18 protein-coding genes are annotated in these 23,619 nt (G+C 60.6%); 7 read left to right on the top strand and 11 right to left on the bottom strand.

Going from position 1 to position 23,619, the window contains the following annotated elements; genetic code table 11:
- Positions 1-81: 81 nt before the first annotated feature.
- Genes ACE3PH_RS07745 through ACE3PH_RS07735 form a run of 3 tightly spaced genes read right to left on the bottom strand, consistent with a single transcriptional unit; the run spans position 82 to position 5,095 of the window.
- Positions 82-1,233 carry an ABC transporter permease gene (locus ACE3PH_RS07745; RefSeq protein ID WP_374317558.1) on the bottom strand — a complete coding sequence of 384 codons (1,152 nt, stop codon included), beginning with the start codon at positions 1,231-1,233 and terminating at the stop codon, positions 82-84.
- Positions 1,233-4,055 carry a ribosome-associated ATPase/putative transporter RbbA gene (gene rbbA / locus ACE3PH_RS07740; protein ID WP_374317556.1) on the bottom strand — a complete coding sequence of 941 codons (2,823 nt, stop codon included), beginning with the start codon at positions 4,053-4,055 and terminating at the stop codon, positions 1,233-1,235. Before rbbA ends, ACE3PH_RS07745 begins: the two co-directional genes overlap by 1 nt.
- Positions 4,001-5,095, bottom strand: coding sequence for an HlyD family secretion protein (locus ACE3PH_RS07735; protein WP_374317554.1), 1,095 nt, complete (start codon positions 5,093-5,095; stop codon positions 4,001-4,003). Before ACE3PH_RS07735 ends, rbbA begins: the two co-directional genes overlap by 55 nt.
- A 183-nt stretch (positions 5,096-5,278) precedes the next feature.
- On the opposite strand from ACE3PH_RS07735, the gene ACE3PH_RS07730 reads away from it, so the two are divergent.
- On the top strand, positions 5,279-8,227 hold the full coding sequence (locus ACE3PH_RS07730) for a M16 family metallopeptidase (RefSeq protein ID WP_374317552.1): 2,949 nt from the start codon (positions 5,279-5,281) through the stop codon (positions 8,225-8,227).
- A 64-nt stretch (positions 8,228-8,291) separates the two neighbouring features.
- Here ACE3PH_RS07730 and ACE3PH_RS07725 read toward each other — a convergent pair whose 3' ends face one another.
- From ACE3PH_RS07725 to ACE3PH_RS07705, 5 genes are all read right to left on the bottom strand, one after another.
- Positions 8,292-8,618, bottom strand: coding sequence for an H-NS family nucleoid-associated regulatory protein (locus ACE3PH_RS07725; protein ID WP_374317550.1), 327 nt, complete (start codon positions 8,616-8,618; stop codon positions 8,292-8,294).
- A gap of 211 nt (positions 8,619-8,829) precedes the next feature.
- Positions 8,830-9,963 (bottom strand): lytic murein transglycosylase B, encoded by a 1,134-nt coding sequence (mltB, locus tag ACE3PH_RS07720; RefSeq protein ID WP_374317548.1) that lies wholly within the window; start codon positions 9,961-9,963, stop codon positions 8,830-8,832.
- Positions 9,964-10,051: 88 nt separating this feature from the next.
- On the bottom strand, positions 10,052-12,157 hold the full coding sequence (locus ACE3PH_RS07715; protein ID WP_374317546.1) for a transglutaminaseTgpA domain-containing protein: 2,106 nt from the start codon (positions 12,155-12,157) through the stop codon (positions 10,052-10,054).
- A complete protein-coding gene (locus ACE3PH_RS07710; RefSeq protein ID WP_374317544.1) occupies positions 12,154-13,200 on the bottom strand; it encodes a DUF58 domain-containing protein in 1,047 nt (348 codons plus the stop codon). Before ACE3PH_RS07710 ends, ACE3PH_RS07715 begins: the two co-directional genes overlap by 4 nt.
- The gene (locus ACE3PH_RS07705; RefSeq protein ID WP_374317542.1) at positions 13,197-14,165 is read right to left on the bottom strand and encodes an AAA family ATPase; all 969 of its coding nucleotides are present in this window, start codon (positions 14,163-14,165) and stop codon (positions 13,197-13,199) included. The genes ACE3PH_RS07710 and ACE3PH_RS07705 overlap by 4 nt, the downstream gene beginning before the upstream one ends.
- Before the next feature lie 49 nt (positions 14,166-14,214).
- On the opposite strand from ACE3PH_RS07705, the gene ACE3PH_RS07700 reads away from it, so the two are divergent.
- The 3 genes from ACE3PH_RS07700 (at position 14,215) to pssA (ending at position 17,376) form a co-directional block, all read left to right on the top strand.
- Positions 14,215-15,150 (top strand): histone deacetylase family protein, encoded by a 936-nt coding sequence (locus ACE3PH_RS07700; RefSeq protein ID WP_374317540.1) that lies wholly within the window; start codon positions 14,215-14,217, stop codon positions 15,148-15,150.
- A 29-nt stretch (positions 15,151-15,179) separates the two neighbouring features.
- Positions 15,180-16,466: a mechanosensitive ion channel family protein gene (locus ACE3PH_RS07695; RefSeq protein ID WP_374317538.1), complete on the top strand. Its 1,287-nt coding sequence runs from the start codon at positions 15,180-15,182 to the stop codon at positions 16,464-16,466.
- 76 nt (positions 16,467-16,542) lie between these two features.
- Positions 16,543-17,376 carry a CDP-diacylglycerol--serine O-phosphatidyltransferase gene (gene pssA, locus ACE3PH_RS07690; protein ID WP_374317831.1) on the top strand — a complete coding sequence of 278 codons (834 nt, stop codon included), beginning with the start codon at positions 16,543-16,545 and terminating at the stop codon, positions 17,374-17,376.
- 99 nt (positions 17,377-17,475) lie between these two features.
- Here pssA and ACE3PH_RS07685 read toward each other — a convergent pair whose 3' ends face one another.
- Complete coding sequence (locus tag ACE3PH_RS07685) at positions 17,476-17,682, bottom strand: hypothetical protein (protein WP_374317536.1); 207 nt, start codon at positions 17,680-17,682, stop codon at positions 17,476-17,478.
- Between ACE3PH_RS07685 and ACE3PH_RS07680 the strand changes: the two genes are divergently transcribed.
- Together ACE3PH_RS07680 and pbpG are read left to right on the top strand one after the other, a co-directional pair.
- Positions 17,663-19,204 (top strand): 2-isopropylmalate synthase, encoded by a 1,542-nt coding sequence (locus tag ACE3PH_RS07680; RefSeq protein WP_374317534.1) that lies wholly within the window; start codon positions 17,663-17,665, stop codon positions 19,202-19,204. The genes ACE3PH_RS07685 and ACE3PH_RS07680 overlap by 20 nt on opposite strands.
- A gap of 112 nt (positions 19,205-19,316) precedes the next feature.
- Complete coding sequence (pbpG, locus tag ACE3PH_RS07675; RefSeq protein WP_374317532.1) at positions 19,317-20,579, top strand: D-alanyl-D-alanine endopeptidase; 1,263 nt, start codon at positions 19,317-19,319, stop codon at positions 20,577-20,579.
- Between the two features lie 18 nt (positions 20,580-20,597).
- Here pbpG and ACE3PH_RS07670 read toward each other — a convergent pair whose 3' ends face one another.
- Positions 20,598-21,341, bottom strand: coding sequence for an IclR family transcriptional regulator (locus ACE3PH_RS07670; protein ID WP_374317530.1), 744 nt, complete (start codon positions 21,339-21,341; stop codon positions 20,598-20,600).
- A 122-nt stretch (positions 21,342-21,463) separates the two neighbouring features.
- On the opposite strand from ACE3PH_RS07670, the gene ACE3PH_RS07665 reads away from it, so the two are divergent.
- Complete coding sequence (locus ACE3PH_RS07665; RefSeq protein WP_374317528.1) at positions 21,464-22,597, top strand: TIGR03790 family protein; 1,134 nt, start codon at positions 21,464-21,466, stop codon at positions 22,595-22,597.
- On the opposite strand, the gene ACE3PH_RS07660 is transcribed toward ACE3PH_RS07665, so the two are convergent.
- Positions 22,598-23,434 carry a squalene/phytoene synthase family protein gene (locus ACE3PH_RS07660; RefSeq protein ID WP_374317526.1) on the bottom strand — a complete coding sequence of 279 codons (837 nt, stop codon included), beginning with the start codon at positions 23,432-23,434 and terminating at the stop codon, positions 22,598-22,600.
- Positions 23,435-23,619: the final 185 nt, after the last annotated feature.

Raw genomic sequence — 23,619 nt, 5'->3', positions numbered from 1 at the left:
TTGCCTGCGCCTGGCTGGCTGGGCTGTGGTTTGGGCGTCGGTGTGTTGACGGGAGGCACGGGGCAATCCTTGCAGTCTGGGTCAATCGGCCATCTGGCTCACAGTGCTGCGGAAACGTCTCAGGGCTGCCATGAAAAAGACGGTGCCGATGACGGCGATGGCCGCAAATTGGGGCCAGACGATGTTCAGCCCTGCGCCGCGATAGAGGATGGCTTGTGCAAAGCTGACGAAATGGGTGGTCGGTGCAGCCTGCATGATAAAGCGGACCACTTCCGGCATGCTTTCCCGTGGCGTGGAGCCGCCGGACAGCAGGTTCAGCGGCAGCAGCACCAAGATCATCAGCAACCCCAACTGGGGCATCGAGCGGGCAATGGTGCCCATGTAGATACCCATGGAGGTGGTGGCAAACAGATGCAGGGCACAGCCTGCCAGAAACAGCAGCATGGAGCCGGTGACGGGCATGGCCAGGGCACCACGCAGCACCAGCGCCATGCACAAGCCCGTGGCGATCAGCACGACAACCCCCATGGACCAGACCTTGGCGATCATGATCTCGGCGGGCTTGAGTGGCAGCACCAGCAGGTGCTCGATGGTGCCGTGTTCGCGTTCGCGAATCAATGCGGCACCCGTCAGGATGATGGACAACATCGTGACGTTGTTGATGAGCTCCATCACACCCATGAACCAGGTGTTGTCCATCGATGGGTTGAAACGAATGCGCAGCGCCATGTCGATGGGCAGCGTCGTGACGGTCTTGTCGCGCTGTATGAACTCGTTGACCTCATCCACGGCGATGCTCTGGATGTAGCTCGAGCCCAGAAACGCCTGGCTCATCTGCGTGGCATCCACATTGAGCTGAATGGCAGGGCTGCGACCGGCCAGCACATCGCGCTGAAAGTCCGGCGGGATGTCGAGTACGAAGGTATAGCGCGCCTGATCCATGCCGGGGTCCACATCTCTCAACGAGATCGTCGTGGGCGCCATGAACATCGGGGGATAAAAGGCGTTGATGACGCGCTGGGACAAGGCTGACTGGTCCTCATCGACCACCGCGATGGGCGCACGGTGAAGCCGATCTGGCGCCCCTTTGGCCGCCGTGTAGATGGCGCCCGAAAATGCCCAGACCACGAACAAGAGCAGCAGTCGGTCACGCCAGAGGCTGCGCAACTCCTTGATGCCGAGTTGCCAGATGTTGCTCAGCGTGAGCCAGAAGGGTGAGCTCGGTGCGGCCATCACACGTCCTGTTTTTTCAGCAACAGTGTGCTCAGGGCCGTCAGCACGGGTATGGCGATCAACAGCGGCACAAAGTAGGGCCACAGATCGAGCAACCCCAGCGCCTTCGAGTAGGTGCCCCGGCTGATGATGAGGAATGGCCCAGTCGGATACAGCCGAGCCAGGATCGCAGGCAGGCCTTCCAGCGACGACACCGGGTTGATCAGTCCGGAGAACTGGATGGCCGGCAGCATGGTGGCCAGCGAGGTTCCGAAAATGGCGGCAATCTGGCTCTTGGTGAAGGTCGACATCAGCAGGCCCAGGCCTGTTGCCGCGGTGACATAGAGCAGGGCGCCAATGGCCAGGGTCAGGAAACTGCCTTTGAGTGGCACCTGGAACACCCAGATGGCCAGGCTGGTCATCAGCAGGAAATTGACCATGGCGGTACCGATGTATGGCAGCTGCTTGCCAAGTAGAAACTCCAGCCGGGTCACGGGCGTGACGTAGAGATTGATGATCGAGCCCATTTCCTTTTCTCGCACCACGCCCAGCGCAGTGAGCATGGCGGGGATGAAGATCAGCAAGATGGGGATCACGGCCGGGACCATGGCATACAGGCTCTTGACGTCAGGGTTGTATCGGTAGCGGATCTCGACCGATGCTGCTGCCTTGGTGTTGAGCCCGGCTTCCGTCATCTTCTCGGCCATGTACGTGGCGTGCAGGCCCTGCACGTAACCCGCAATGGTTTCGGCCCGTTGCGGCATGGCGCCATCTACCCACACGCCAACGGTGGCGGTTCGGCCACGTTTGACGTCCTCGGCAAACTGCGGCGGGATCTCGATGGCCAGGCTGATGTCCCCGCTCCTGAGCCGCTGATCCATGTCTGCGTCACTTTGCAGTGGCGCTTGTTCGAGGAAATAGGGGGAACCTGCGATGTTGAGAACATAGTCGCGGCTCATGGTCGAGTGGTCTCGGTCCAGCACCGCGAACTTGAGGTCCTGCACGTCCATGCTGATGCCATAGCCCATGATGATCATCAGCAGGGCTGTGCCCAGCAAGGACAGTGTCAGCCGAATCGGGTCACGGCGCAGCTCCAGCGACTCACGGTGGGCGTAGCTCAACAGCCGCCCCAGGCTGAAACGCTGGTGACCGCGGCTGGGCTTCATCAGCGCGGCTTGAATCGTGTCACTGACCTTGTGGCCCTTGCTGGCCTGGGTCTCGGTTGGTGCAGATGGTTCTGAATTTGGCGCCGGCTCATCGCGGTGCTGGGCCTCTTCCAGCAGATCGATGAAGGTGTCTTCCAGCGTGGCTCGCCCGTGGCGGGCAATGAGTGCATGCGGCGCATCACTGTCGAGGATCCGCCCCGCGTGCATCAGCGAAATGCGGTCACAGCGCATCGCCTCGTTCATGAAGTGGGTGGAAATGAACAGGGTCACGCCATCCCGACGGGACAACTCGATCATCAGGGCCCAGAACTGGTCGCGGGCGATGGGGTCGACCCCAGAGGTGGGCTCGTCCAGAATGAGCATGTCGGGGCCATGGACCACGGCCACGGCCAGTGACAGCCGCTGGCGGACACCCAGTGGCAGCTTTTCAGGCAGTTCGTCGACCACATCTTCCAGGTCGAAGCGCTTGAGCATGCTGGCAATGCGCGGTGCGATGTCGGCCTCGGGGACGTGAAACAGCTTCGCGTGGAGATCGAGGTTCTGGCGTACCGTCAGCTCGTTGTAGAGCGAAAACGCCTGAGACATGTAGCCCACGCGCCGTCGCACCGCCAGATCATTGGCGTCGACCGGGCGTCCAAACAGGCTGGCTTCACCTTCGGTGGCTGGCAGCAAGCCTGTGAGCATCTTCATGGTGGTGGTTTTGCCGCAGCCGTTGGAGCCGAGAAAACCAAATATTTCACCGCGGTGGATGCTCAGGTCAACATGATCGACCGCAGTGAAGTCGCCAAATCGGCAGGTGAGGCCCCGGGCCTCAATGGCGATATCGCCGTCCTGCCCGGAGCGGGGGGGCACCACCAGTTCCTGATGACCTTCCCGTCGGGAATCGGGCAACAGGGCAATGAAGGCCGACTCCAGCGTGTCTTTGCTGGTTCGGCGCTTGAGCTCATCGGGGCTGCCCGTGGCCAGGACGCGGCCGGCATCCATCGCGACCAGATGGTCGAAACGATCGGCTTCTTCCATGTAGGCAGTGGCCACCACCACACTCATGCCGGGACGACGCTCACGGATGCGATCAATCAGTTCCCAGAACTGGCGACGGGATAGCGGGTCTACCCCGGTTGTCGGCTCGTCCAGGATCAGCAGGTCTGGGTCGTGGATCAGTGCGCAGCACAGCCCCAGCTTCTGTTTCATGCCCCCGGACAGCTTGCCCGCCGGACGGCTGGCAAATGGGGCCAGACCGGTGCTCTCGAGCAACTCGGCAATGCGGTCCAGTCGCTCCTGGCGACTGTGTCCAAACAAACGGCCGAAAAAGTCCACGTTTTCCTGCACGGACAAAGTCGCGTACAGGTTCTTGCCCAGGCCCTGGGGCATGTAGGCAATCCGTGGGCAAACTTGCTGGCGGTGGTGCGCATCCGCCATGTTGCCGCCCAGCACCTCGATCTGGCCGGGCGCCTGGATCTGGCGGGCGCCTGACATCAGCGCGAGGAGGGTGGACTTGCCCACGCCATCGGGGCCGATCAGCCCCACCATGCAGCCCGCCGGGATGTCGAGCTCAATCTGCTCGATGGCGGTGAGCTGCTTGTAGCAGTGGCTGAGTTGCCGAATGCGGGCAACGATCTCGCTCACGGTGCCGATGCTCCTGCGGCTGGCAACTTCACCTCCAGGCTGGCCGGCCATGGGGTGTCTGACGAAATGCGGACATAGGCCATGCCGGGCATGCCTGTCTTGACCTGACTCTGGTGCAGTTTGAGCAGGGCGGGGTCAACCCGAGCCTTGACCTTGAACACGAGCTTCTGTCGCTCGACCGCAGTTTCCACCGTTTTGGGCGTGAACTGCGCCACGCTCGCGACGAAGGACACTTTGGCCGGAATCACGTACTGCGGCGCGGCGTCCAGAATCAAACGCGCCTCCGCGCCGATGGCGACTCGGCCCGCCGCTGTTTCGGGCAGGAAGAACGTCATGTAGACATCGGTGAGGTCTGCCAGAGACACCACTCGGCCACCCGCGCCCAGTACTTCGCCCGGTTGCACGGCCCGAACCTGAACCCGGCCGCCAACGGGCGCACGCAGCACGGTGTCATCCAGGTCACTCTGGGTGCGCGCCATGCTGGCCTGTGCTGTACGGATGGCGGCATCCGCTTCAATGATCTGGGACTGGGTGGCAGCAATCGCAGCGCGTGATTCGGCAACCTGAGATTGCGCCGCACTCAGGGCGGCTCGGGCAGACTGAATCTGAGCTTGGCTTTCGTCGAGCTTTTGGGGGGCCAGAAAGCCCTGTGCAACCAATTCCTGGGTGCGCTTGAACTCCTTGGCGGCAAAAGCCAGCTCGGCTTGTCGTTGTGCCACCACCGCCTCAGCCGTGACGACAGCCTGCTGACGCTGGCGCAACAGGGCCGCGGTGGTGTCCTTGGCCTGCCCAGCCTGACTCAGTTGCGCCTGCGTACGGTTGAGGTCGGCCTGGATCGCCACCGTGTCCATGCGAGCCACCACCTGCCCAGCCTGAACGTCGTCACCTTCCTGCACCAGCACCTCCTTGACCCGACCACTGGTCTTGGTGGCGATATCAATGTCGGTGGCTTCCAGGCGACCATTCCCACTGGCGATGCCTGGAGGCAAGCCAGCTGGTTTGAAACGATTCCATGCCAACGAGGCACCGAGTGCAATCAGGACCAGAACGACAGCCCATGCTGGGCGATGGAGTGCGGCAAGCTTGGGCATGGGTGTGAGCGACAGGGTTGTAAAGCACGTGGTTCAGTGCGTGGTTGTAACACGCAGAACGCTTCAGACGCATGACGTTGCACAAAGCACGCCAGGCAAGGGCTAGCCGCAACAGGGAACTTTTGTATACGAGCCTACACTTAGCTAACTACTGTTGAGTTCCAACCGGGATTGCTTCTGCTCATGTCACGTTTGAAGATTTCATTGCTCGGGCACGGCCTGTCGCGCGCACTGCTGGGGGGCACCTTGGCAGCGATGCTGTGTACGACAGGCTGGGCAACGCCCGCCAAGCACAAGCCGCAGGCTTCATCCAAGACGACTGCCACCGCCAAGAAAACGGCATCCAAAGCAAGCGGGACGTCATCCCGCAAGGCTGTCGCATCTTCCAAGAAGCACGGCGCCGCTGCTGTCAGCGACAAAAAGCGTGCGCGTGCTGAAAAAGGCGCGGTCGCAGAGCATGCCACGGTCGCCTCTCCCGATCTGAAACCGGTGACGGCTGTCGAGGGCATCAGTGAATACCGCTTGTGGAATGGCTTGCAGGTCCTGCTGATTCCTGATGCGTCGAAGCCGACGACAACGGTGAACATGACCTACCGCGTGGGCTCTCGGCAGGAAAGCTACGGCGAGACCGGCATGGCCCACTTGTTGGAGCACCTGATGTTCAAGGGCTCACCGCGCCATCCGCAGGTCTGGGCCGAATTCAACCGGCGCGGCTTCCGTGCCAATGGCAGCACCTGGTTTGATCGGACCAATTACTTTGCCAGCTTTGCCGCCAACGAGGAGAACCTCCGTTGGTATCTGGAGTGGCAGGCCGACGCCATGGTCAACAGTTTCATTGCACGCCGAGACCTCGATAGCGAGATGACGGTGGTGCGCAATGAAATGGAAATGGGTGAAAACAATCCGGGTCGGGTGCTGTTTGACAAGACCCTGGCTGCCATGTACGACTGGCATAACTACGGCAAACCAACCATCGGTGCCCGCGCCGATGTGGAGGGGGTGGATATCAGCCACCTCCAGGCCTTCTATCACCGCTATTACCAGCCTGACAACGCCACGCTGATCGTGTCCGGCAAGTTTGATCCAGACAAAGTCAAAGCGTGGGTAGGCAAGTATTTTGGCGCGTTGGCCAAGCCTCAGCGTGAGCTGCCACGTCTGTATACGCTGGACCCGGTTCAGGACGGCGAACGCTCGGTGACCGTGCGGCGGGTGGGGGGCGTGCCCTTGTTCTATGCGGCATACCACGTCGAGCCCGGTGCCGATCCAGACTTTGCTTCCATCGAATTGCTCAGCGTGATTTTGGGCGATGCGCCGGCTGGGCGTCTGCACAAGAGTCTGACCGAGAAGCAATTGGCAGCATCGGTGTTCAGTTTCTGCGAGGGCTTGGCGGACCCCGGTTTCGTGATGCTGGGTGCCCAATTGAGTCCTGGGCAGGATCCTGACAAGTCGCGTCAGGCCTTGCTCGATACCATCGAGTCCATGGGGCAACATCCGATTACCCAGGAGGAATTGGACCGGGCCAAGGCCAAGTGGTTGAAATCCTGGGACATGGGGTTTGCCGACCCGCAGCATGTGGGCGTGGCCTTGTCCGAGGCCGTGGCGCAGGGAGACTGGCGCCTGTTCTTCCTGCAGCGTGACCGGATCAAGGCGGTGACCCTGGCTGATATCCAGCGCGTGGCTACCCAAACCTTCATGTCATCCAACCGCACGCTGGGGGAATATGTGCCAACGGCTTCTCCTGTGCGTGCGCCCGCACCGAGGCGTGCGGATGTGGCTGCCATGTTCAAGGACTTCAAGGCGCAAGGTGCTGCAGCGACGGTGGAGGCTTTTGATGCCAGCCCGGCCAATATCGATGCGCGTACTCAACGCGCCACCCTCCCGAACAGTGGTGTGAAATTGGCCTTGTTGCCCAAAGGGACACGCGGCGAGTCGGTCAGCGCCGTGCTGACCCTGCGTTTTGGCGACGACAAGTCGCTTGCCAACTGGGGCGCAGTGCCTTCCGCACTGGGTAGTTTGCTGGACAAGGGCACCAGCACATTGAGCCGGCAGCAGATTCAGGACCGTCTTGACGAGTTGCAGTCAGAGATGGCCTTTTCCGTGGCGCCGGGTGTATTGACCGTCTCCATCACCTCGCGTCGGGCCTATCTGCCACAGGTGATCGACCTCATGGGCGATATCCTGCGCCATCCCAGTTTGCCTGCGGATGCCCTCGAGGAGGTCCGTCGCCAGGCCTTGTCGGGCATCGAGGGCCAGCGCAAGGAGCCGGATGCGGTGTTGTCCGAGGCCATGAGTCGACATGACAACCCCTATCCAAAGGGCGATGTGCGCTACGCTGAAACTTTTGATGAGCTGGCAGCCGATTGGCAGGCAGTGAAACCTGAACAGGTCAAAGACTATTACCAGCGCTTCATCAGTGCCAATCAGGGCGAGTTTGCGGCTGTGGGTGATTTCGATGCGGCTGCCGTACAGGCTGCGTTGGTGAAATCATTGGGCGGGTGGCGTTCTGGAGATCACTATGCACGTGTGGCCACACCCATGGTGCCCGTGCATCCGGTGCGCATTGATCTGCGCACCCCAGACAAGCAAAACGCTGTCATGCAGGTCACGCAGGAGTTGCCGATCTCCGATACCCATCCGGATTACCCGGCCCTGATGATGGCGAATTACCTGCTTGGCTCTGGTGGCGACTCACGTCTGTGGAATCGCATTCGGGAGAAAGAGGGGCTGTCTTACAGCGTCTACAGCACCATCGACTGGGATCAACTGGATGCTCATTCCCAGTGGACTGCTGCCGCCATTTTTGCACCGCAGAACCGTGCCAAGGTGGAGTCGGCCTTCACGGAAGAGCTCAACCGCGCGGTAAGTCAAGGATTCACCCAGGCTGAGTTTGACGCGGGGCGCAAGGGCCTGCTGAGTTTCCGGCGTTTGAGCCGTGCGCAGGATGGCCGACTGGTTTCTGCATGGGTATCCAATCTATTCCTGTCGCGTACGTTTGCTGAATCAGCTCGCGTGGATGCGGCTTTGGAGGCTTTGACGCTCGCTCAGGTGAATCAGGCCATGCGTCGCTATATCAAGCCTGATCAGTTTGTGATCGGTTTTGCTGGCGACTTCAAGGAAGCCGCCAATCACTGATGAAAACAAAAAAGCCGATGCGCAATGCATCGGCTTGACATCAGGTAAGTGACAACCGACTGGATCAGATAGCGAAGTCTTCGAGCTTCTTGCCGGAGGCAATGGCTGCTTGAATCCACTTGGGTTGCAGGCCGCGACCAGTCCATGTTTCGCCTGTGGCTGCATTGCGGTACTTGGGAGCCACTTTGCGACCGGCGCTGGCAGACGGTGCCTTGCCGACCTTGTTGCCCAGGTCAGCCAAGGTCAGGCCGTGTTCCGCCATCAGGGATTTGATCTGTGCGATCACGCCTGCACGCTCGGCGCGACGCGCATCCGCCAGTTGTTTTTCCAGCTCGGCGGTTTCTTTTTCCAGAGCGGCCTTCTTGGCCAGGAGGTCTTGGTAGTTGCTCATGAAGAGTCCTTATGTCCGCACAGAGCGGGCGGTTGAATACTTATTGATGGAAATCAGAGCGAGGTGAGCGTGCGTGGCGCTACCACGTGCGAATTCTAATCATAAAAGATATTCGGCGTGTTAGGGAAATTGCAAGAAAAGTCTCGAATCTGACAGAGCACCATTTGGGTTGTGAATCTGGATGACCGGGTAATCGTCAGGGCTTTTCGCGTCAGTTTTGCATGGCTCGCTCAACCGCCAGGCCCAGTTGAATCACTGCAAGCGCATAGTAACTGGACTGGTTGTAGCGTGTGATGGCATAGAAGTTTTCGGTACCAGCCACATATGTGGGAGCACCGCCGCCATTTTCAAGCTTCACCAGTGCGAGTGGACCGCTCAATGCGTCACTTGAATCCTTCAGCGCGGCCCCAAGCCCCATCATGGCTTCGCGTGAGAAGGTGGGTTTGATATCGGGTCCAAGCAGTGTCTGCAGTGCCTGTTCATCTGAGGGCGGTGTCACATCGACGATAGCGGGCAGGTCTCTTTTCCAACCGTGTTCGCCCAGGTAATTGGCCACGCTGCCAATGGCATCGACGGGGCTGCGCTGCAGGTCAATCTGGCCGTCGCCATCGAAGTCAACCGCATAGCGCCGGACTGAGCTGGGCATGAACTGAGGCCAGCCCACTGCGCCTGCATAAGAGCCCAGAACCGTTGTAGGTTCCAGTTTCTGCTCCTGTGTCATTTTCAGAAACTCCCCCAGTTCCTTCTGGAAAAAGGCGCTGCGGTCGCTGCGGCCTTTCGGGAAGTCCACACTCAAGGTGGTCAGTGCATCCAATACCCGGTAGTTGCCGGTGTTGCGTCCATAAATGGTTTCCACACCAATCACCCCGACGATGACACTGGCAGGTACGCCCCATTTGTCTTGCGCTCTTTGCAGATCGGCTTGATAGGTTCGCCAGAAAGCCACGCCAGCCTTGATGCGAACGGGCTCAATGAATCGACTGCGGTAGAGCGTCCAGTTCTTGGCACCGGTTGAGCTACCCGGCATGATCAAGCGCGCCACGCTGTCCTTGTAGCGTGCTTGCCCAATGACGGAGCGCGCCCAAGCCGGGTCGAGCTGGTATTGCGTTGCCAGGCGATCGGCGAGCGACATGGCGTCCTGGCGTTCCGTGTATCGGCTGTCGGCGCCAGGCGGAGTGCTCGAGTCTGTTGCGGGGGCAGCGGCTTCAGTGCTGGATGCCACGGGCGATGGTGGGGTGAGTACACCTGTTGGCTGGCTGGCTTGGGGCGGCGACTCGGCTGGAGCGGCCGGCGGCGTGCGGGTGGCACACCCCACTAGGGACAGGGCTGCTGCGAGTGCAGCCATGGCATGGACCGTAAACGGCGGGTTGGTGGCGAAAAAATCCGGGAAGCGAGGCATGGTTCAGGGTGATGTGGCAAGGGCTGTATGCAACTCAGCGGCGAGCGGCTCTTGCTGGGGTCTGTTTGTCTGGCCGGCTGAGCTGCTCGATCATTTGGACGAGCTGGCTGGCCTGCTTGGTTGGCTGGGCTGGCGCATTGGGGCCATAGCGCAAGCGGTCCAAAGCTGACAGATGGGCATCCAGTGCGCGCAGCTTGTCGGCTGGAATATGTCGATTCGGGGTGTTGGCGGCAGCAGAGGTCAGTGCCTGGCGCCAGAAGCTGGCCGGAATGGGGCTGGGCCAGCCGGGCAGGGGGCGGACACCCATTCGGATGAAGGCCTTCTCGATTCGATGCAGCAAGGGGTTCCATTTGGAGGCGAGGGGGGCTCGTTCTCGCGTCAACCATAACCACGCGACGCCGATCAGGCTGAGGCCGGATAGGCCGATGGCCATGATTCTGGCCAGGTTCTCCCAGTTCAACCCGTCCCACCCCAGTTTTCCAAGCAGCTCGGCTTGTTGGCCACGGGAATACTGGAGTACCCATGTATTCCAACGATAGTTTCCCGCTTCCCAGATGGCTCTGGCCTGTTGCCACAATGGGTTGTCCCAGCGGTTGAACGCTGCCTGCAGGCCAGTGCTGGGTGCGCGCAGCGGCTTCGAGCGGTTGATACGGTCGGGCGCCACGGCTGCCGTGGGGTCAATTCGGATCCAGCCTGTGTCTGCCTGCCAGTATTCGGCCCATGCATGGGCCTGACTTTGTCTGACTGCGTAGACGCCGCTGACGGCATTGAGTTCAGCGCCTTGGTATCCAGTGACGACACGACTGGGGATGCCCATCGCCCGCATCACGATGGCAAATGCCGTGGCGAAGTGTTCGCAGAAGCCGCTTCGGCGGTCCAGCCAGAACACGTCGATCTGATCGGGCGACCTGGACTGCTCGGGAGAGGTGTCTTCGCCAGGTGTCAGTGTGTAGCTGAATCGGGCCTGGCGAATGTGAGCGAGCACAGCTTGCGCCAGCACGGTCGGCGTCGCTGATGCCAGCTCCGGTCGCTCGCGGAATGCGCGCGCCCAGGCGAGCGTTCGTGGGTTGACGCCCTGCGGGAGGCTTCTGGCAATGCGCAACGCTTCGGGCCCATTGGCGGCCTCCAGTCGATACAGCGATGCGACCTTGGCAGAGATTTGGACGCGCTCCTGGAGTGGGGTGGTGAAGAACCAGTCAACACCAGATGAGGCCAGTGTCAGCCCGCTTTGGGCAGGGCTTGTGACCGTTGCGGACACAGTGCCCTCCAGCAAAGGCGTAGATCGCAGTTGAGTGGGTTCGAGCGTGACCTCGTAGTCGATGGCCGGGCCGACTTGGGTGAGGCGATCGGGGGTAAATCCGCTGATGCTGAGGCCGCTTGCTCGCCATGTCTGGCCGTCGAATTCGTCCAGTACCGGGCCTCTGAAATAGAGCGCCTCTGCTGGCGGGCGGGCACCTTTGAATCGCACGTACATCGCAATGCCATCGTCCATCGCGAGGGAGGCAACCTGCCCAAGTCGCAGATCATCGGACAAGCCGGTTTTGCCTGCAGCGTCGGACGGCAGGCGCCACAGCGGGCCGATGCGGGGAAACAGCACAAACAGCACCACCATCAGCGGGATGCCATAGGCCAATGCGCGAGCGGCTTCTCCAGCTGCTTCCTGGACCGGTGGCCGTCCAGCGGGGCGCTGAGCCAGGATGAGCGCGACCAGCAGGGCCCAGGTAGCCAGCAACATGAGCAGCGCCACCAGCATGTGCTGGGAGTACATGAACTGGGTCAGTATGAGGAAGAAGCCCAGTAGCGTGACCACAAAGGCATCTCGCCTTGCGCGCAATTCCAGCGTCTTCAGCCCTGACAGCACCACCACGAGGGTGACACCCGCTTCGCGACCCAGCAGCATCCGATGGCTGTTCCATGTCAGGCCGATGGCCGTCAGCAGTGCAACGAACAGTACCCAGCGGGGCGGCAGCGCACGGTCTTGCCAGGCCAGCCAGGCCCGCCACAACAATGAGCCTGCGACGCCAGCGCTACACCAGAGCGGCAGGTGGTCAGCGTGGGGCGCCAGTGCCAGGGTCAGGGCACCGAGCAGCCACAGTGTGTCTCGGGCCTCTCTGGTCAGCGGACGTTGCAGCGCGGTCATGATCGTGCCCCGCCATAAGATGCCAGTGCATCCAGACACGCACGCAGGTGCAGCGCGCCTCTCGCACAGTCAATCTGCTCGCCGGGCAACCGCAGGCCATAGTGACGAGACTCCTCTTGAGCACTTTGCTCTGCCAACAACAGCCAGGATGCCAGCCGGCTCAGCCGTTGCTCACTTGTCAGGCTCGACATCCCCTCGCTGGCCCCGTAGTCAAGCCAGAGATCCTGACTGGTGCTGGAAACGGCCTCGCGGCTCACCAGGCCAGAGCCTGCCGCCATGGCATGGCTGGATTTGCGCCACGCTATCAAGCGAGGTGAGTCTCCCCGGCGGTAGTCCCTCAGTCCAGTCGGCATGCCGCCTTGTCGCGGGCGAGCGGACATCGCTGTGGCGTTGCTGTTCGGATCGTCGGGATTGTCTGGCAGGGTTGAGACGCTGGGGTCCAGTGCAGGCCAAACGAGGATGCTCGATTCCGGACGCCAGTAGCCCCAGACGCGGAAAAAACCCAGGGGGTAGCGGCTTTCAATCGTGATCCTGGGCAGAGGATGGCGCCCACGTATGGGGGCTGGCCAGTCCAGTTCGGTCTGTACCTCTCCATCGGATCGGGCATCAAGGTCGATGTGGTGGCTACCCTGGTCCGTGTCGGGCAATGACAGCCGCAAACCGAAACTGCCCTTGCGTCCGGATGGTGCCATCACGGAAATGGTGAGGTTGCCCGCGTTGCCCGCATGAACGCTTTGAACCGGGTGAAGGCGCACGGTCAGGCCCTTCAGGTTGGCATGGGCCTGGTACATCGAGGTCAGCGCAGCACCGGCCAGGCTGAAAGTGAGTGCATAACCCAGATTCAGTTGCTCGTTGATAGACGCCAGCAACATCACACCCAGAGCGAGTGCGAAAGCCCAGCCTGCACGGGTTGGCAGGATATAGAGGTTGCGCTGGTGGAAGGTGACCTGATCACGTCGTGGCAGCCGTGACTCCCACCATTGCTGCCACCAGGATCGGGGACGTGCGGTCAGCCACCCCAGAGGACCGGATCCTTTGCTCATGGAACCGGCGTTGCCTCCAGCAAGGCGCGTGCTTGCGCCGAGGTGCTTCGGCCGCTTTGATGGAGTGGCACGACACGATGGGCCATGGCGGGCACCCACAGTGCCTGGAGATCTTCAGGCGAAACATGGCCTCGTCCCAGCAACAAGGCCCGTGCCTTGGCCAGCCTCAGCAATGACAGGCCTGCGCGAGGGCTCAGGCCCAGTGCAAACCATCGGCCATCGCGGGTGGCCGTCAGCAGGGCTTGCAGGTAGTCCAGAAAGGCATCCGACACGTGGATCGTGTCGACAGCCTGCTGGCAGAGTTGCCATGAGGCAGGGCCCATCATGGGCTGAAGGGCGCTCAGGGCGTCTCGGCGGTCATCACCCGTCAGCAGGGCTCTTTCTGAAAGCCGGTCCGGGTAGCCCAGCGACAGACGCACGGCAAACCGGTCCAGTTGCGACTCTGGCAACGGGTGCGTGCCCAACTGGTCACTGGGGTTTTGCGTGGCAATCACGAAAAACGGTTGTGGCAGCGGGCGCGTTTCACCTTCGGCCGATACCTGGCGCTCTTCCATGGCTTCAAGCAAGGCACTTTGTGTTCTGGGGCCTGCGCGGTTGATTTCATCGGCCAGCAAGACATTCGCAAAGACCGGCCCGGGGTGAAAAACGAATTCTTCGCGTTGTCGCTCATAGACGCTGACGCCCGTCAAATCAGATGGCAGCAGATCAGCCGTAAATTGGATCCGTGAAAAACTCAACCCCAGGCTGCGTGCCAATGCCTGTGCCAGTGTGGTTTTGCCGACGCCAGGCACATCCTCTATCAGCAAATGACCTCCGGCCAGCAGACAGATCACACTCAGTGAAACCTGCTCTCGTTTGCCGACAATGATCGTGCTAACCTGATCGACCAGTCGTGCAATGTATTCGGCCTTGACTGGCGTGGTGCCCGAGGGCGCTGTGTCTTGGTTTGGGGTTGTACGCAGCATGGCGACACCATAACCCAATCAGACTCGCTTTGCCGAGCAGGAATCGTCAATGTCTACTGGCTATTTCACCCATTCAGACTGCCAGTGGCACGACATGGGGGAGGGGCATCCGGAAAGTCCCCAGCGCTTGCCTGCCATTGAGGATCAGTTGCGTGCGCAGGGCCTCGATGCCTTCCTGACTTTCCGTGATGCGCCTTTGGCTCAGTTGTCAGACCTGCAACTCGCGCATGAAAGCAATTACATCCTGACGCTGGATGATTTTTTGCAGCAGTTGGAAACAACTGGTGAAACCCGTGCTGTCGATCCTGATACCTGGGCAAGTCCGGGCACCCGCACAGCCGCCTGGCATGCCGCCGGTGCAGCCGTGGCCGCTACGGATGCGGTGATTGACGGCGAGTTTTCGAATGCGTTTTGCGCCATCCGGCCGCCGGGGCACCACGCAACGCGTCGGCAGAGTATGGGCTTTTGCTTTTTCAATAATGTTGCTGTTGCGGCGCGTCACGCGCTGGATGTTCGGGGGCTCAAGAGGGTTGCTGTCATCGACTTCGATGTCCACCACGGCAACGGTACCGAAGATATCCTGGCTGGCGACGACCGGATACTCATGTTGAGTTACTTCATGAGCCCCGGCTATCCCTTCAGTGGCGAGGAGTGCAAGGAGGGCAACATGGTGAATGTGCCGGTGCCTCCTAGAAGTGACGGTAAATTTGTCAGGGATGTGGTCGATGCCTATTGGCTGCATCGACTCGAATATTTCGAGCCTGAAATGATCTTCATTTCAGCCGGTTTCGATGCCCACCGTGAGGACGAGATGGGGGGGCTGCGACTGGTCGAGGCCGACTACACCTGGATGACGTCGAAGATCATGGAAGTAGCCAACCGTTTCTGCAAGGGCAGGGTCGTGTCGTGCCTGGAAGGAGGGTATAACCTCAGTTCCCTGGCGCGCAGTGCAGCGGCGCACATCAGGGTCTTGATAGAGGAATAGCGCTGCATGTTGGTTCTCCCGTTGTATCCATGCCCATCACGTCACTTCATCCCAGTCACCCCTTGACGCCCCAGGAGCTCACCCAGTTGTGGGCGCAATTGCATGAGGCCACAGCCCTGACCGAGTTGGGGCTGTTGGTCTGTTGCCTGGGTTTGGCATGGCTGGTGGTTCGGTTGTGGAGGGGCCGGCAGGCAGATCCTTCTTCGATCTGGTTCGGTCACCACGTCTATGACGGGATCCTTTTCCCGGTACTGGCTCTGCTGTTGGCCGTGCTGGCCAAGAAGCTGCTGCTGGCTGAAGTGCCCTTGGCGGTGTTTCGCATTGCGATCCCGGTTTTGGTGTCCCTGGCTGTCATTCGACTGACGGTGAAGGTTTTCAAGGTGGCATTCCCGCAGTCTCAGACCGTGAGATTGCTTGAGCGCACGATCTCCTGGCTGGCCTGGGGTGGGATGGTCCTTTGGGTGACCGGCATCCTGCCGATGATTCAGGACGCCATGAGCGACATCACCTGGAAAGTCGGCGCGACGCAGATTTCGCTGCGCAACCTGGTTGAAGGCACCTTCAACGTCATTGTGGTGCTGGTACTGTCTCTGTCGGTATCGTCCGCCATTGAGGTTCGGCTGCTCAAGGGGGCTACCGAAAACCTGTCTTTGCGCAAGATCACGGCCAACTTGCTGCGCGCCTCGATGCTTACCGTTGGCGTGGTGCTGGCCCTGTCTGCTTCTGGAATCGATCTGACAGCCTTGTCCGTGCTGGGTGGTGCGGTTGGGGTTGGTATCGGTTTCGGTTTGCAAAAGCTCGCGGCCAATTACGTCAGTGGCTTTGTCATCCTGGCAGAGCGCAGCCTGCGCATCGGTGATCTGGTCATGGTCGATGGCTTCGAGGGCCGCATCACCGATATCAACACGCGCTATACCGTGTTGCGATCGGTCGGTGGCCGGGAGTCCATCGTTCCGAATGAAATGCTCATTTCCCAGCGGGTTGAAAATGCGTCGCTGGCAGATACCCGTCTGATGTTGACCTCCGAAGTGCAGGTCGCCTATGGGACCGACCTCGATCAGTTGATCCCAACCCTGGTGGAGGTGGTTGCGGGCGTGCCACGGGTACTGAAGGACCCGGGCCCGTCAGTCCTGCTCTCGTCATTTGGCGCTGACGGACTCGATTTGACTATCTCTTTCTGGATCGAAGACCCTCACAATGGCCAGATGTCGGCCCGCTCAGCCGTGAACATGGCTGTTTTGGCAACGCTGAACCGCCTTGGTGTCGAGATTCCTTATCCGCAGCGTGTCGTTCGTCAGTTGAGCGACGCTGATTGATGTATCCTCAGCCCCGCACCATGATGGCAGCCTCCTTCGAGGCCTGAAGACCTTGCAGTCACCCAATCAATCGCCCATGGCGGGGGGCACACCCGCCGAATCCAACCACGATGACCTGGATGACGTGATGCCGCAGCGGCCACGTCGCAAGGGCATTTACATCCTGCCCAACCTGTTCACGCTGGCAGCGCTGTTCGGTGGTTTTTACGCCATCGTGATGGCCATGAATGGCCAGTTCGAGCAGTCCGCCATCGGCATTTTTTGCGCGATGGTGCTCGACAGCCTGGATGGCCGGGTCGCGCGCCTGACCAATACCCAGAGCGCCTTTGGTGAGCAGATGGACAGCCTGTCCGACATGGTCTCCTTTGGTGCGGCCCCGGCTCTGATTGCCTATGAGTGGGCACTCAAAGGCATGGGCAAAGCCGGCTGGATCGCTGCGTTCGTCTACTGTTCTGGCGCTGCGCTGCGGTTGGCACGTTTCAACACCAACATTGCCGTGGTCGACAAGCGCTTCTTCCAGGGGTTGCCCAGCCCTGCGGCTGCGGCCCTGGTCATGGGGCTGATCTGGGTTGTGACGGATCTGGGGGAAACCGCACAGTCGCTGCCCGGCATGATCTGGCTGACCTTCGGTTTCACGCTGTACTCAGGCTTGACCATGGTCACCAACATCCCGTTTTACAGCTTCAAGGATGTGAATTTCCGTCGAACGGTTCCCTTCATCACCGTGGTGGCCATTGCTTTGGGTATCGCTGTCATCACCATCCATCCGCCCATCGTGCTGTTTGGCGTGTTCGTGATCTACGGCTTGTCAGGCTACGGGGTGTATGTGTGGAAGCGCCTCAAGGGTAAGCCGGTCAGTGTCATTTCCACCTCGACGGATGAGCCTGACGAGCGTGGCTTGCACCGCTGATAGGTCGGCCCAAAGCGGCTCGGCTAGGGGATACGCGCGATGCGACCACGAGGGCGCTCGTGCTATATTGAAGCCATGAAGAAGAGAGATGTGACGTTGCTATTGGCGCATGGGTGCTGAAGGCTGATTGATCGCATCGTTCATACCTGTTTGTACATACGCATCACGGCCCGCCAGCACCGCCAGCGGGCCGTTTTGTTTGGATTTCAGCTCGATGTGGGCCAGTTGCCTGTCACCGCTCATGGCGGTGCTGCAGGCCGTGCCACACAGGGCACCGGAGAACACCATGACTGACAAACTCATCATTTTTGACACCACCTTGCGCGATGGCGAACAGTCGCCTGGCGCGTCCATGACGCGCGAAGAAAAGCTGCGCATTGCCCGCCAGCTTGAGCGCTTGAAGGTGGATGTGATCGAGGCCGGCTTTGCGGCGTCGTCCAATGGTGATTTCGAGGCGGTCAAGTCCATCGCCGACGTCATCAAGGAGTCCACCGTCTGTTCGCTGGCTCGCGCAAATGATCGAGATATCAGCCGTGCCGCAGAGGCATTGAAGGGGGCCAACTCCTGGCGGATTCACACTTTCATTGCAACCAGCCCGTTGCACATGGAAAAGAAGCTGCGCATGTCGCCCGAACAGGTGCTTGAGCAAGCACGTCAATCCGTGCGCTTTGCGCGCAACCTGACGAGCGACGTCGAGTTCTCGGCTGAAGACGGTTATCGCTCTGAAATGGACTTCCTGGCCCGTGTGGTCGAGGCGGTCATCGCAGAGGGCGCCACCACCATCAACATTCCTGATACGGTGGGCTACGGTATCCCGGAACTGTATGGCCAGTTCATGAAGACCCTGCGCGAGAAGGTTGCCAACTCGGACAAGGCCATCTGGTCGGTGCACTGCCACAACGACCTCGGTATGGCCGTGGCCAATTCGCTGGCTGGCGTCAAGATTGGCGGCGCACGTCAGGTGGAGTGCACCATCAACGGCTTGGGGGAGCGCGCTGGCAATGCCGCACTGGAAGAGATCGTCATGGCGGTCAAGACACGTCGTGACTATTTCGGTCTGGACGTGGGCATCGACACCACCCAGATCATGCAGGCCTCGCGTCTGGTGTCTCAGACGACCGGTTTCGTCGTGCAGCCCAACAAGGCCGTGGTGGGGGCGAACGCCTTTGCCCATGCGTCAGGCATCCACCAGGATGGTGTGTTGAAGGCTCGTGATACCTATGAAATCATGCGCGCCGAGGACGTGGGCCTGAGTGCCAACAAGATCGTGCTGGGCAAGCTGTCCGGGCGAAATGCCTTCAAGCAGCGCCTGACCGAACTGGGGATCCACATTGATTCCGAGTCGGAAATCAATGCCGCGTTCGCCCGCTTCAAGGAGCTGGCTGACCGCAAGAGCGAGATCTTTGACGAAGACATCCTGGCTCTGGCCGGCGTGGATGGCGCCGCGCAGGAGCAGGACCACTACCGTCTGGTGGCCTTGTCTCAGCATTCGGAAACGGGAGAGCGCCCGCAGTCCACCGTGGTGTTCTCGGCTGGTGGCCGCGAGCATCGGGCGACCAGCGAGGGCAACGGCCCGGTCGATGCCAGTGTAAAGGCCATTGAATCAGTCGTCCAAAGTGGCGCTGAAATCGTTCTCTACTCTGTGAATGCCATCACTTCCGGGAGCACAGAATCCCAAGGTGAGGTCACTGTCCGCTTGCAGCATAGCGGTCGGGTTGTCAACGGGGTGGGCGCAGATCCGGACATCGTCGTGGCTTCGGCCAAGGCCTATCTGGCGGCTCTGAACAAGCTGCACAGCAAAGCCGAACGGGTTGCAGCTCAGGGTTAATGCCCAAATTGGGGAAATAGTGGCGACTGTGCTTTACAAAAAGCGCGTAAGTCCTTGAATTTACGTGTGATGTAGGTACACTTGTCACTGTGTTGAAAGGGCTGTCGCGGTCATGATGAAGAAGTTCAAGAAAAGCTGCCTAGCGGTCATGCTGGCGTCCGTAGCGTCGCTGGCTGTGATGTCGCCGTCTGTCGCGGCCACAGCCAAGTCCAAGACGAAGAAGGATGACGCCACGCAGGCTGTTGCCAGCAAGGCAACGCGCGCCTCATCCAAGACCAAGGTCGCTGCCAGCAAGTCGAAAAGCAGCAAGAGCAAGGCCGTAGCCACTGCATCGAGCAAGTCTGCGCGCAAGGTGGCTGACAACAGTGCCAACTCCAAGAGCAAGAAGACCCGCCAGGCCAGCGTGAGCAAGCGCACCAAGTCGCGGTCCGTGTCTGATGCGGCTGACACTGCCGTGGCCGTGGCCCCCAAGCCTTTGGTGCCTGTGCGCGTGGCCACGCCGGTGAAGCCGGTGCCCGCTGCCGCGGGGGTTTCCGCTGCTTCGGGCGCTTCGTTTGGTCAGATCTACGGCCTGCACCACACGCAAGACCCTTTGGATCTGAAGTCCAGCGTGGCATTGGTGATGGACCAGGACACCAATGAGGTGCTGTTGGCCAAGAACTCGGAAGCGGTGCTGCCTATCGCTTCCTTGACCAAGCTGATGACGGCCATGGTGGTGGTTGAGGCACATCTGCCGATGGAAGAGCCCATCACCGTTACCAGTGAAGACGTGGATACCGAGAAAAACAGCAGTTCACGCTTGGCCGTCGGGACGACCCTGACGCGTGGCGACCTGTTGCACCTGGCTTTGATGAGCTCGGAAAACCGTGCTGCACATGCACTGGGCCGCACGTTCCCGGGTGGCATGTCGGCGTTTGTCGTGCTGATGAACCGCAAGGCCAATGCCTTGGGCATGGGTGATACCCGTTATGTGGATCCCACAGGGCTGAATAGCCGCAACCAGTCCAGTGCGCGTGATTTGGCTACCCTGGTCAAGGCTGCCTATCAGCAACCCCTGATTCGCCAACTATCCACCTCGAAGGAGTACGCAGTGCAGGTGGGTGCGCGTCAGGTTCAGTTCCACAACACCAATGGGCTGGTTCGCAGCCCTAGCTGGGATATCGGTCTGCAAAAGACAGGTTATATCGTCGAGGCCGGCCGTTGCCTGGTCATGCAGGCGCGCATGGCCGGTCGCAAGCTGATCATGGTGTTCCTGGATTCGACGGGCAAATACTCGCGTCAGGCAGATGCGGAGCGCGTGCGCCGCTGGATAGAAAACGCGACCGGTACTCCGCGTGGCTCTGCTGTGGTGGCTGGCCCCAAGGTGACGTCCTGATCCAGCCAGCTGCTGTCATCAAGCTTGCTCTATCCAGCCCAGTTGGCCTGACAGCCGCTGGGCTGTGTTTTTAAGCGCTTCGCTGAGCTCTGGCGGAATCGCGCCTTGCGCCGCAGTGAGGGTCAGCGCGGCTGTGATGTGTCCCGCATCATCGTAGATGGGGGCAGACAGTTGTCTGGTGTGACCTTGTCCGTCCTCTTCCAGGGCCAGGCCTTCTGTGCGGATACGTTGCACCTGGTTGTTCAGTGCGTCGATGTCGCAGGCCTGCTGTTGCGCCAGTGCGTGCAGATCAGGGGACGTCAATTGACTGATCAGGATGCGCCCTGCGGCGCTGGCCGTCAGTGGTGAGCGGCCGGTTGCCACGCGACTGATGTGGACATGGCCCCGCTCCTGGGCACTCCGCACAATGCACACGACGTCCAGATCTTGCCGAACATGCAGGCTGGCTACCAGCCCGGTCAGTCGGTGGAGCTCTTGCATGGGTTTGGCTGCCAGCTCACGGAGATCCAGTCTGGCGCGAACCAGATTGCCGAGTTGGAGCAGCTTCAGCCCCAGTCGGTATGCACCCGGACCGGACCGCTCGACAAACCCGCCGACCGCCAGATCGTTGAGGATGCGGTGAGCCGTGGAAGGGTGCAACCCCGTGCGTTCGCTGATCACCCGCAGTGACACCGCATGTCCTTCGTGGGCCAAGGTGTCGAGCAGCGAGAACATTCTGGCCATGACCTGGATCGAAGTCGTGTTGGCGGCGGGATCACTCATCGGGTTTTCCTTGGTGGCAAACCATTTTGAAATATGGGATCCCTGTCAATCGGCCAAAAAATCACGACCTTGAGCCGTCGTGATCGTTGTCGACTGCATATTCCGGTATTTGATAACGTCTTATGAAAAAAATGTCTGTTTTGGGGTGGTTCCTGCGGGTGCTGGTTGGTTGCGCGGGTGTGGCTTGTGCGTGGTCGGCCCCGGCTTCTGCTTCGGGCAATGCGGAGGTGTCACCAGCGGCTTCGGCGGTTGCGCCGCGACACTGGGCGAATGCACCGCGCGTTTTTGGCAGGTTGACGTCGGCAGACATTGGCCTGGTCATCAACGACGACGATCCATACTCGACCGAGATCGGACGGTACTACGCCCAGGCCAGGCGCATTCCTGCTGAGCGCATCCTGCATGTGCAAGTCCCGCCTGGCCCCAGCATGTCGGCTGATGCATTTCGGGCACTCCAGTCCCGCATCGACGATTTCTTTGGTGCGCGGGTGCAGGCGCTGGCCATCGCCTGGCGTTCACCCTATGCGGTTTCGTGTAATGCCCTGACGGGCGCCTTGTCCATGGGCTTTGACGCCCAACTGTGCAGCCAGACCTGTGCGCGGTCTCGCACATCGAGCTATTTCGGGTCAGCTTCGACACGCCCATACGCCGATTACGGCATGCGGCTGTCCATGCTGCTGGCGGCTGGGTCCGTCGAGTCGGCCAAGGCCATGATTGACCGGGGTGTTCGGTCGGATGGCAGTCTGGGTTTGCGCGGCGGGATGCCCGTTGACGCCCACTTCGTCACGACGTCAGACAAGGTGCGGAGCGTGCGGCAGGCTTTGTTCCCCCCGGCAGGGCTGAATCCGGCCGTTGGGCTGCGGGTGCTCCTTGATCAGACCGATGCGCTGAAACAGGCGTCACGGGTGGTGATCTATCAGACGGGGCGCGCCCAGGTCGACGGCCTGGGCAGCAATGCCTATGTGCCGGGTGCCCTGGGTGACAATCTGACATCGTTTGGTGGCGTGCTGGACAGGTCTGCCGGGCAGACGACGGCCGGGGAATGGATCGATGCCGGGCTGACCGCCAGCTATGGCACAACCAGCGAACCGTGCGCCCATGTGCAAAAGTTTCCCAATCCACAAGCCCTGACCATTTTCTATGTGCAGGGTGCTACCGCCATCGAGGCTTACTGGAAGAGTGTTGCCTGGCCTCAACAAGGGCTGTTTGTTGGAGAGCCTTTGGCGGCACCTTTCAGTCGCTTGCCGGCCAGGTGATCAGCTTCGACGTCGGCGTGACCAGGCGCTGATCCACCATTTCCGCAGGGGCGTGAGCATGATGCGTTCGTGCAGGACCCTGTCGCCCTGGCGGTTGATGGTTGCGATCAACGCGGCCTGAAGGTCGGCTAGAACCGACATCGGGGTCAGTGCTGTACGCTCTGCCTGCGAGAGTTGCCGCACCTGCCCATGAAAAGCTTCCAACTCTTGGCTGGTCGTGCCTTGCAGGTGTGCCAGCAACTGTGGCCAGTTGGCTGGCGCGCTGCTCTGCGGGCGCAGCAATTCATGCGCCTTGACATCATGTGCTTGCAGGGTACTGATCGGCACGTGCAACAGGCCGATGCGTGCATCTTGTCCCAGTCTTGCCAGTTGATGTGCCTGGCGCAGGGGGCGTCCCAGTTCGCGGGCGGCACGAAGCCCCGCCTCAGAGCGAACGCCGAGCAACCAGGCGGCTCCTTCTGTGGCCGCCCCCGTTGTTTCCAGGGCATGGCTTGCCCGGGCAACTTCATCAAGCCAGCGGCCTTGACCCAGTTGCGAGATCAACCCGAGCAATTGCGTGTTCCACAACGCCACGGGCGGTGCCTCATCGGTACCTGGGCGCAGGCGCTGGGTCAACGGGTGGCTGGGTGAGCCCGCTTGGGCGGCCTGAATCTCCTGTATCCACCAGTGCAGTTTTTTTTCGGCGACGCCGGCGTCCTGCACAGCGATGGGGATGGCGCTGACTTCATGCCACCAGCGGATCCAGTCTGCCAGTGGCGCTCTGCGGGCTACGGGCGCTGTTTGGAAAGCGTAGTACAGGCTGGTGCCTGGCTGCAAGGGGTCTCTGGCGTGGCTCACGAGGGCATCGACAAATGGAGCATGGGGTCGGATTGTCTCAATTCCCGCTTGTGTCCGCCGTCTCTTCTTCTGCATCCATAAAAAAACAAATTACTGACCCTGTAGTCAGTTAAGATGGGGTGTTGCTGTTCAATACCCTCCGGCTACCGTTATTCGGAAAGATTGGTGTCCGGTGCAGGGGTTCA

This window comes from Aquabacterium sp., assembly GCF_041909175.1.
GTDB lineage: Bacteria > Pseudomonadota > Gammaproteobacteria > Burkholderiales > Burkholderiaceae_C > Aquabacterium.
Note: the sequence above shows the minus strand (reverse complement) of the source record. Positions and strands in the feature narration are given on the sequence as shown.

Excerpts from the sequence above, each read along its gene's own strand:
- ACE3PH_RS07665 (WP_374317528.1), top strand. The coding sequence starts at position 21,464 with ATGAAAAAAATGTCTGTTTTGGGGTGGTTCCTGCGGGTGCTGGTTGGT.
- ACE3PH_RS07700 (WP_374317540.1), top strand. The coding sequence starts at position 14,215 with ATGTCTACTGGCTATTTCACCCATTCAGACTGCCAGTGGCACGACATG.
- rbbA (WP_374317556.1), bottom strand. The coding sequence starts at position 4,055 with ATGGCCGGCCAGCCTGGAGGTGAAGTTGCCAGCCGCAGGAGCATCGGC.
- ACE3PH_RS07685 (WP_374317536.1), bottom strand. The coding sequence starts at position 17,682 with ATGATGAGTTTGTCAGTCATGGTGTTCTCCGGTGCCCTGTGTGGCACG.
- ACE3PH_RS07695 (WP_374317538.1), top strand. The coding sequence starts at position 15,180 with ATGCCCATCACGTCACTTCATCCCAGTCACCCCTTGACGCCCCAGGAG.
- ACE3PH_RS07715 (WP_374317546.1), bottom strand. The coding sequence starts at position 12,157 with ATGACCGCGCTGCAACGTCCGCTGACCAGAGAGGCCCGAGACACACTG.
- ACE3PH_RS07730 (WP_374317552.1), top strand. The coding sequence starts at position 5,279 with ATGTCACGTTTGAAGATTTCATTGCTCGGGCACGGCCTGTCGCGCGCA.
- ACE3PH_RS07725 (WP_374317550.1), bottom strand. The coding sequence starts at position 8,618 with ATGAGCAACTACCAAGACCTCCTGGCCAAGAAGGCCGCTCTGGAAAAA.
- pbpG (WP_374317532.1), top strand. The coding sequence starts at position 19,317 with ATGATGAAGAAGTTCAAGAAAAGCTGCCTAGCGGTCATGCTGGCGTCC.
- ACE3PH_RS07735 (WP_374317554.1), bottom strand. The coding sequence starts at position 5,095 with ATGCCCAAGCTTGCCGCACTCCATCGCCCAGCATGGGCTGTCGTTCTG.
- ACE3PH_RS07680 (WP_374317534.1), top strand. The coding sequence starts at position 17,663 with ATGACTGACAAACTCATCATTTTTGACACCACCTTGCGCGATGGCGAA.
- ACE3PH_RS07710 (WP_374317544.1), bottom strand. The coding sequence starts at position 13,200 with ATGAGCAAAGGATCCGGTCCTCTGGGGTGGCTGACCGCACGTCCCCGA.
- ACE3PH_RS07670 (WP_374317530.1), bottom strand. The coding sequence starts at position 21,341 with ATGAGTGATCCCGCCGCCAACACGACTTCGATCCAGGTCATGGCCAGA.
- ACE3PH_RS07745 (WP_374317558.1), bottom strand. The coding sequence starts at position 1,233 with ATGGCCGCACCGAGCTCACCCTTCTGGCTCACGCTGAGCAACATCTGG.
- pssA (WP_374317831.1), top strand. The coding sequence starts at position 16,543 with ATGGCGGGGGGCACACCCGCCGAATCCAACCACGATGACCTGGATGAC.
- mltB (WP_374317548.1), bottom strand. The coding sequence starts at position 9,963 with ATGGCTGCACTCGCAGCAGCCCTGTCCCTAGTGGGGTGTGCCACCCGC.
- ACE3PH_RS07705 (WP_374317542.1), bottom strand. The coding sequence starts at position 14,165 with ATGCTGCGTACAACCCCAAACCAAGACACAGCGCCCTCGGGCACCACG.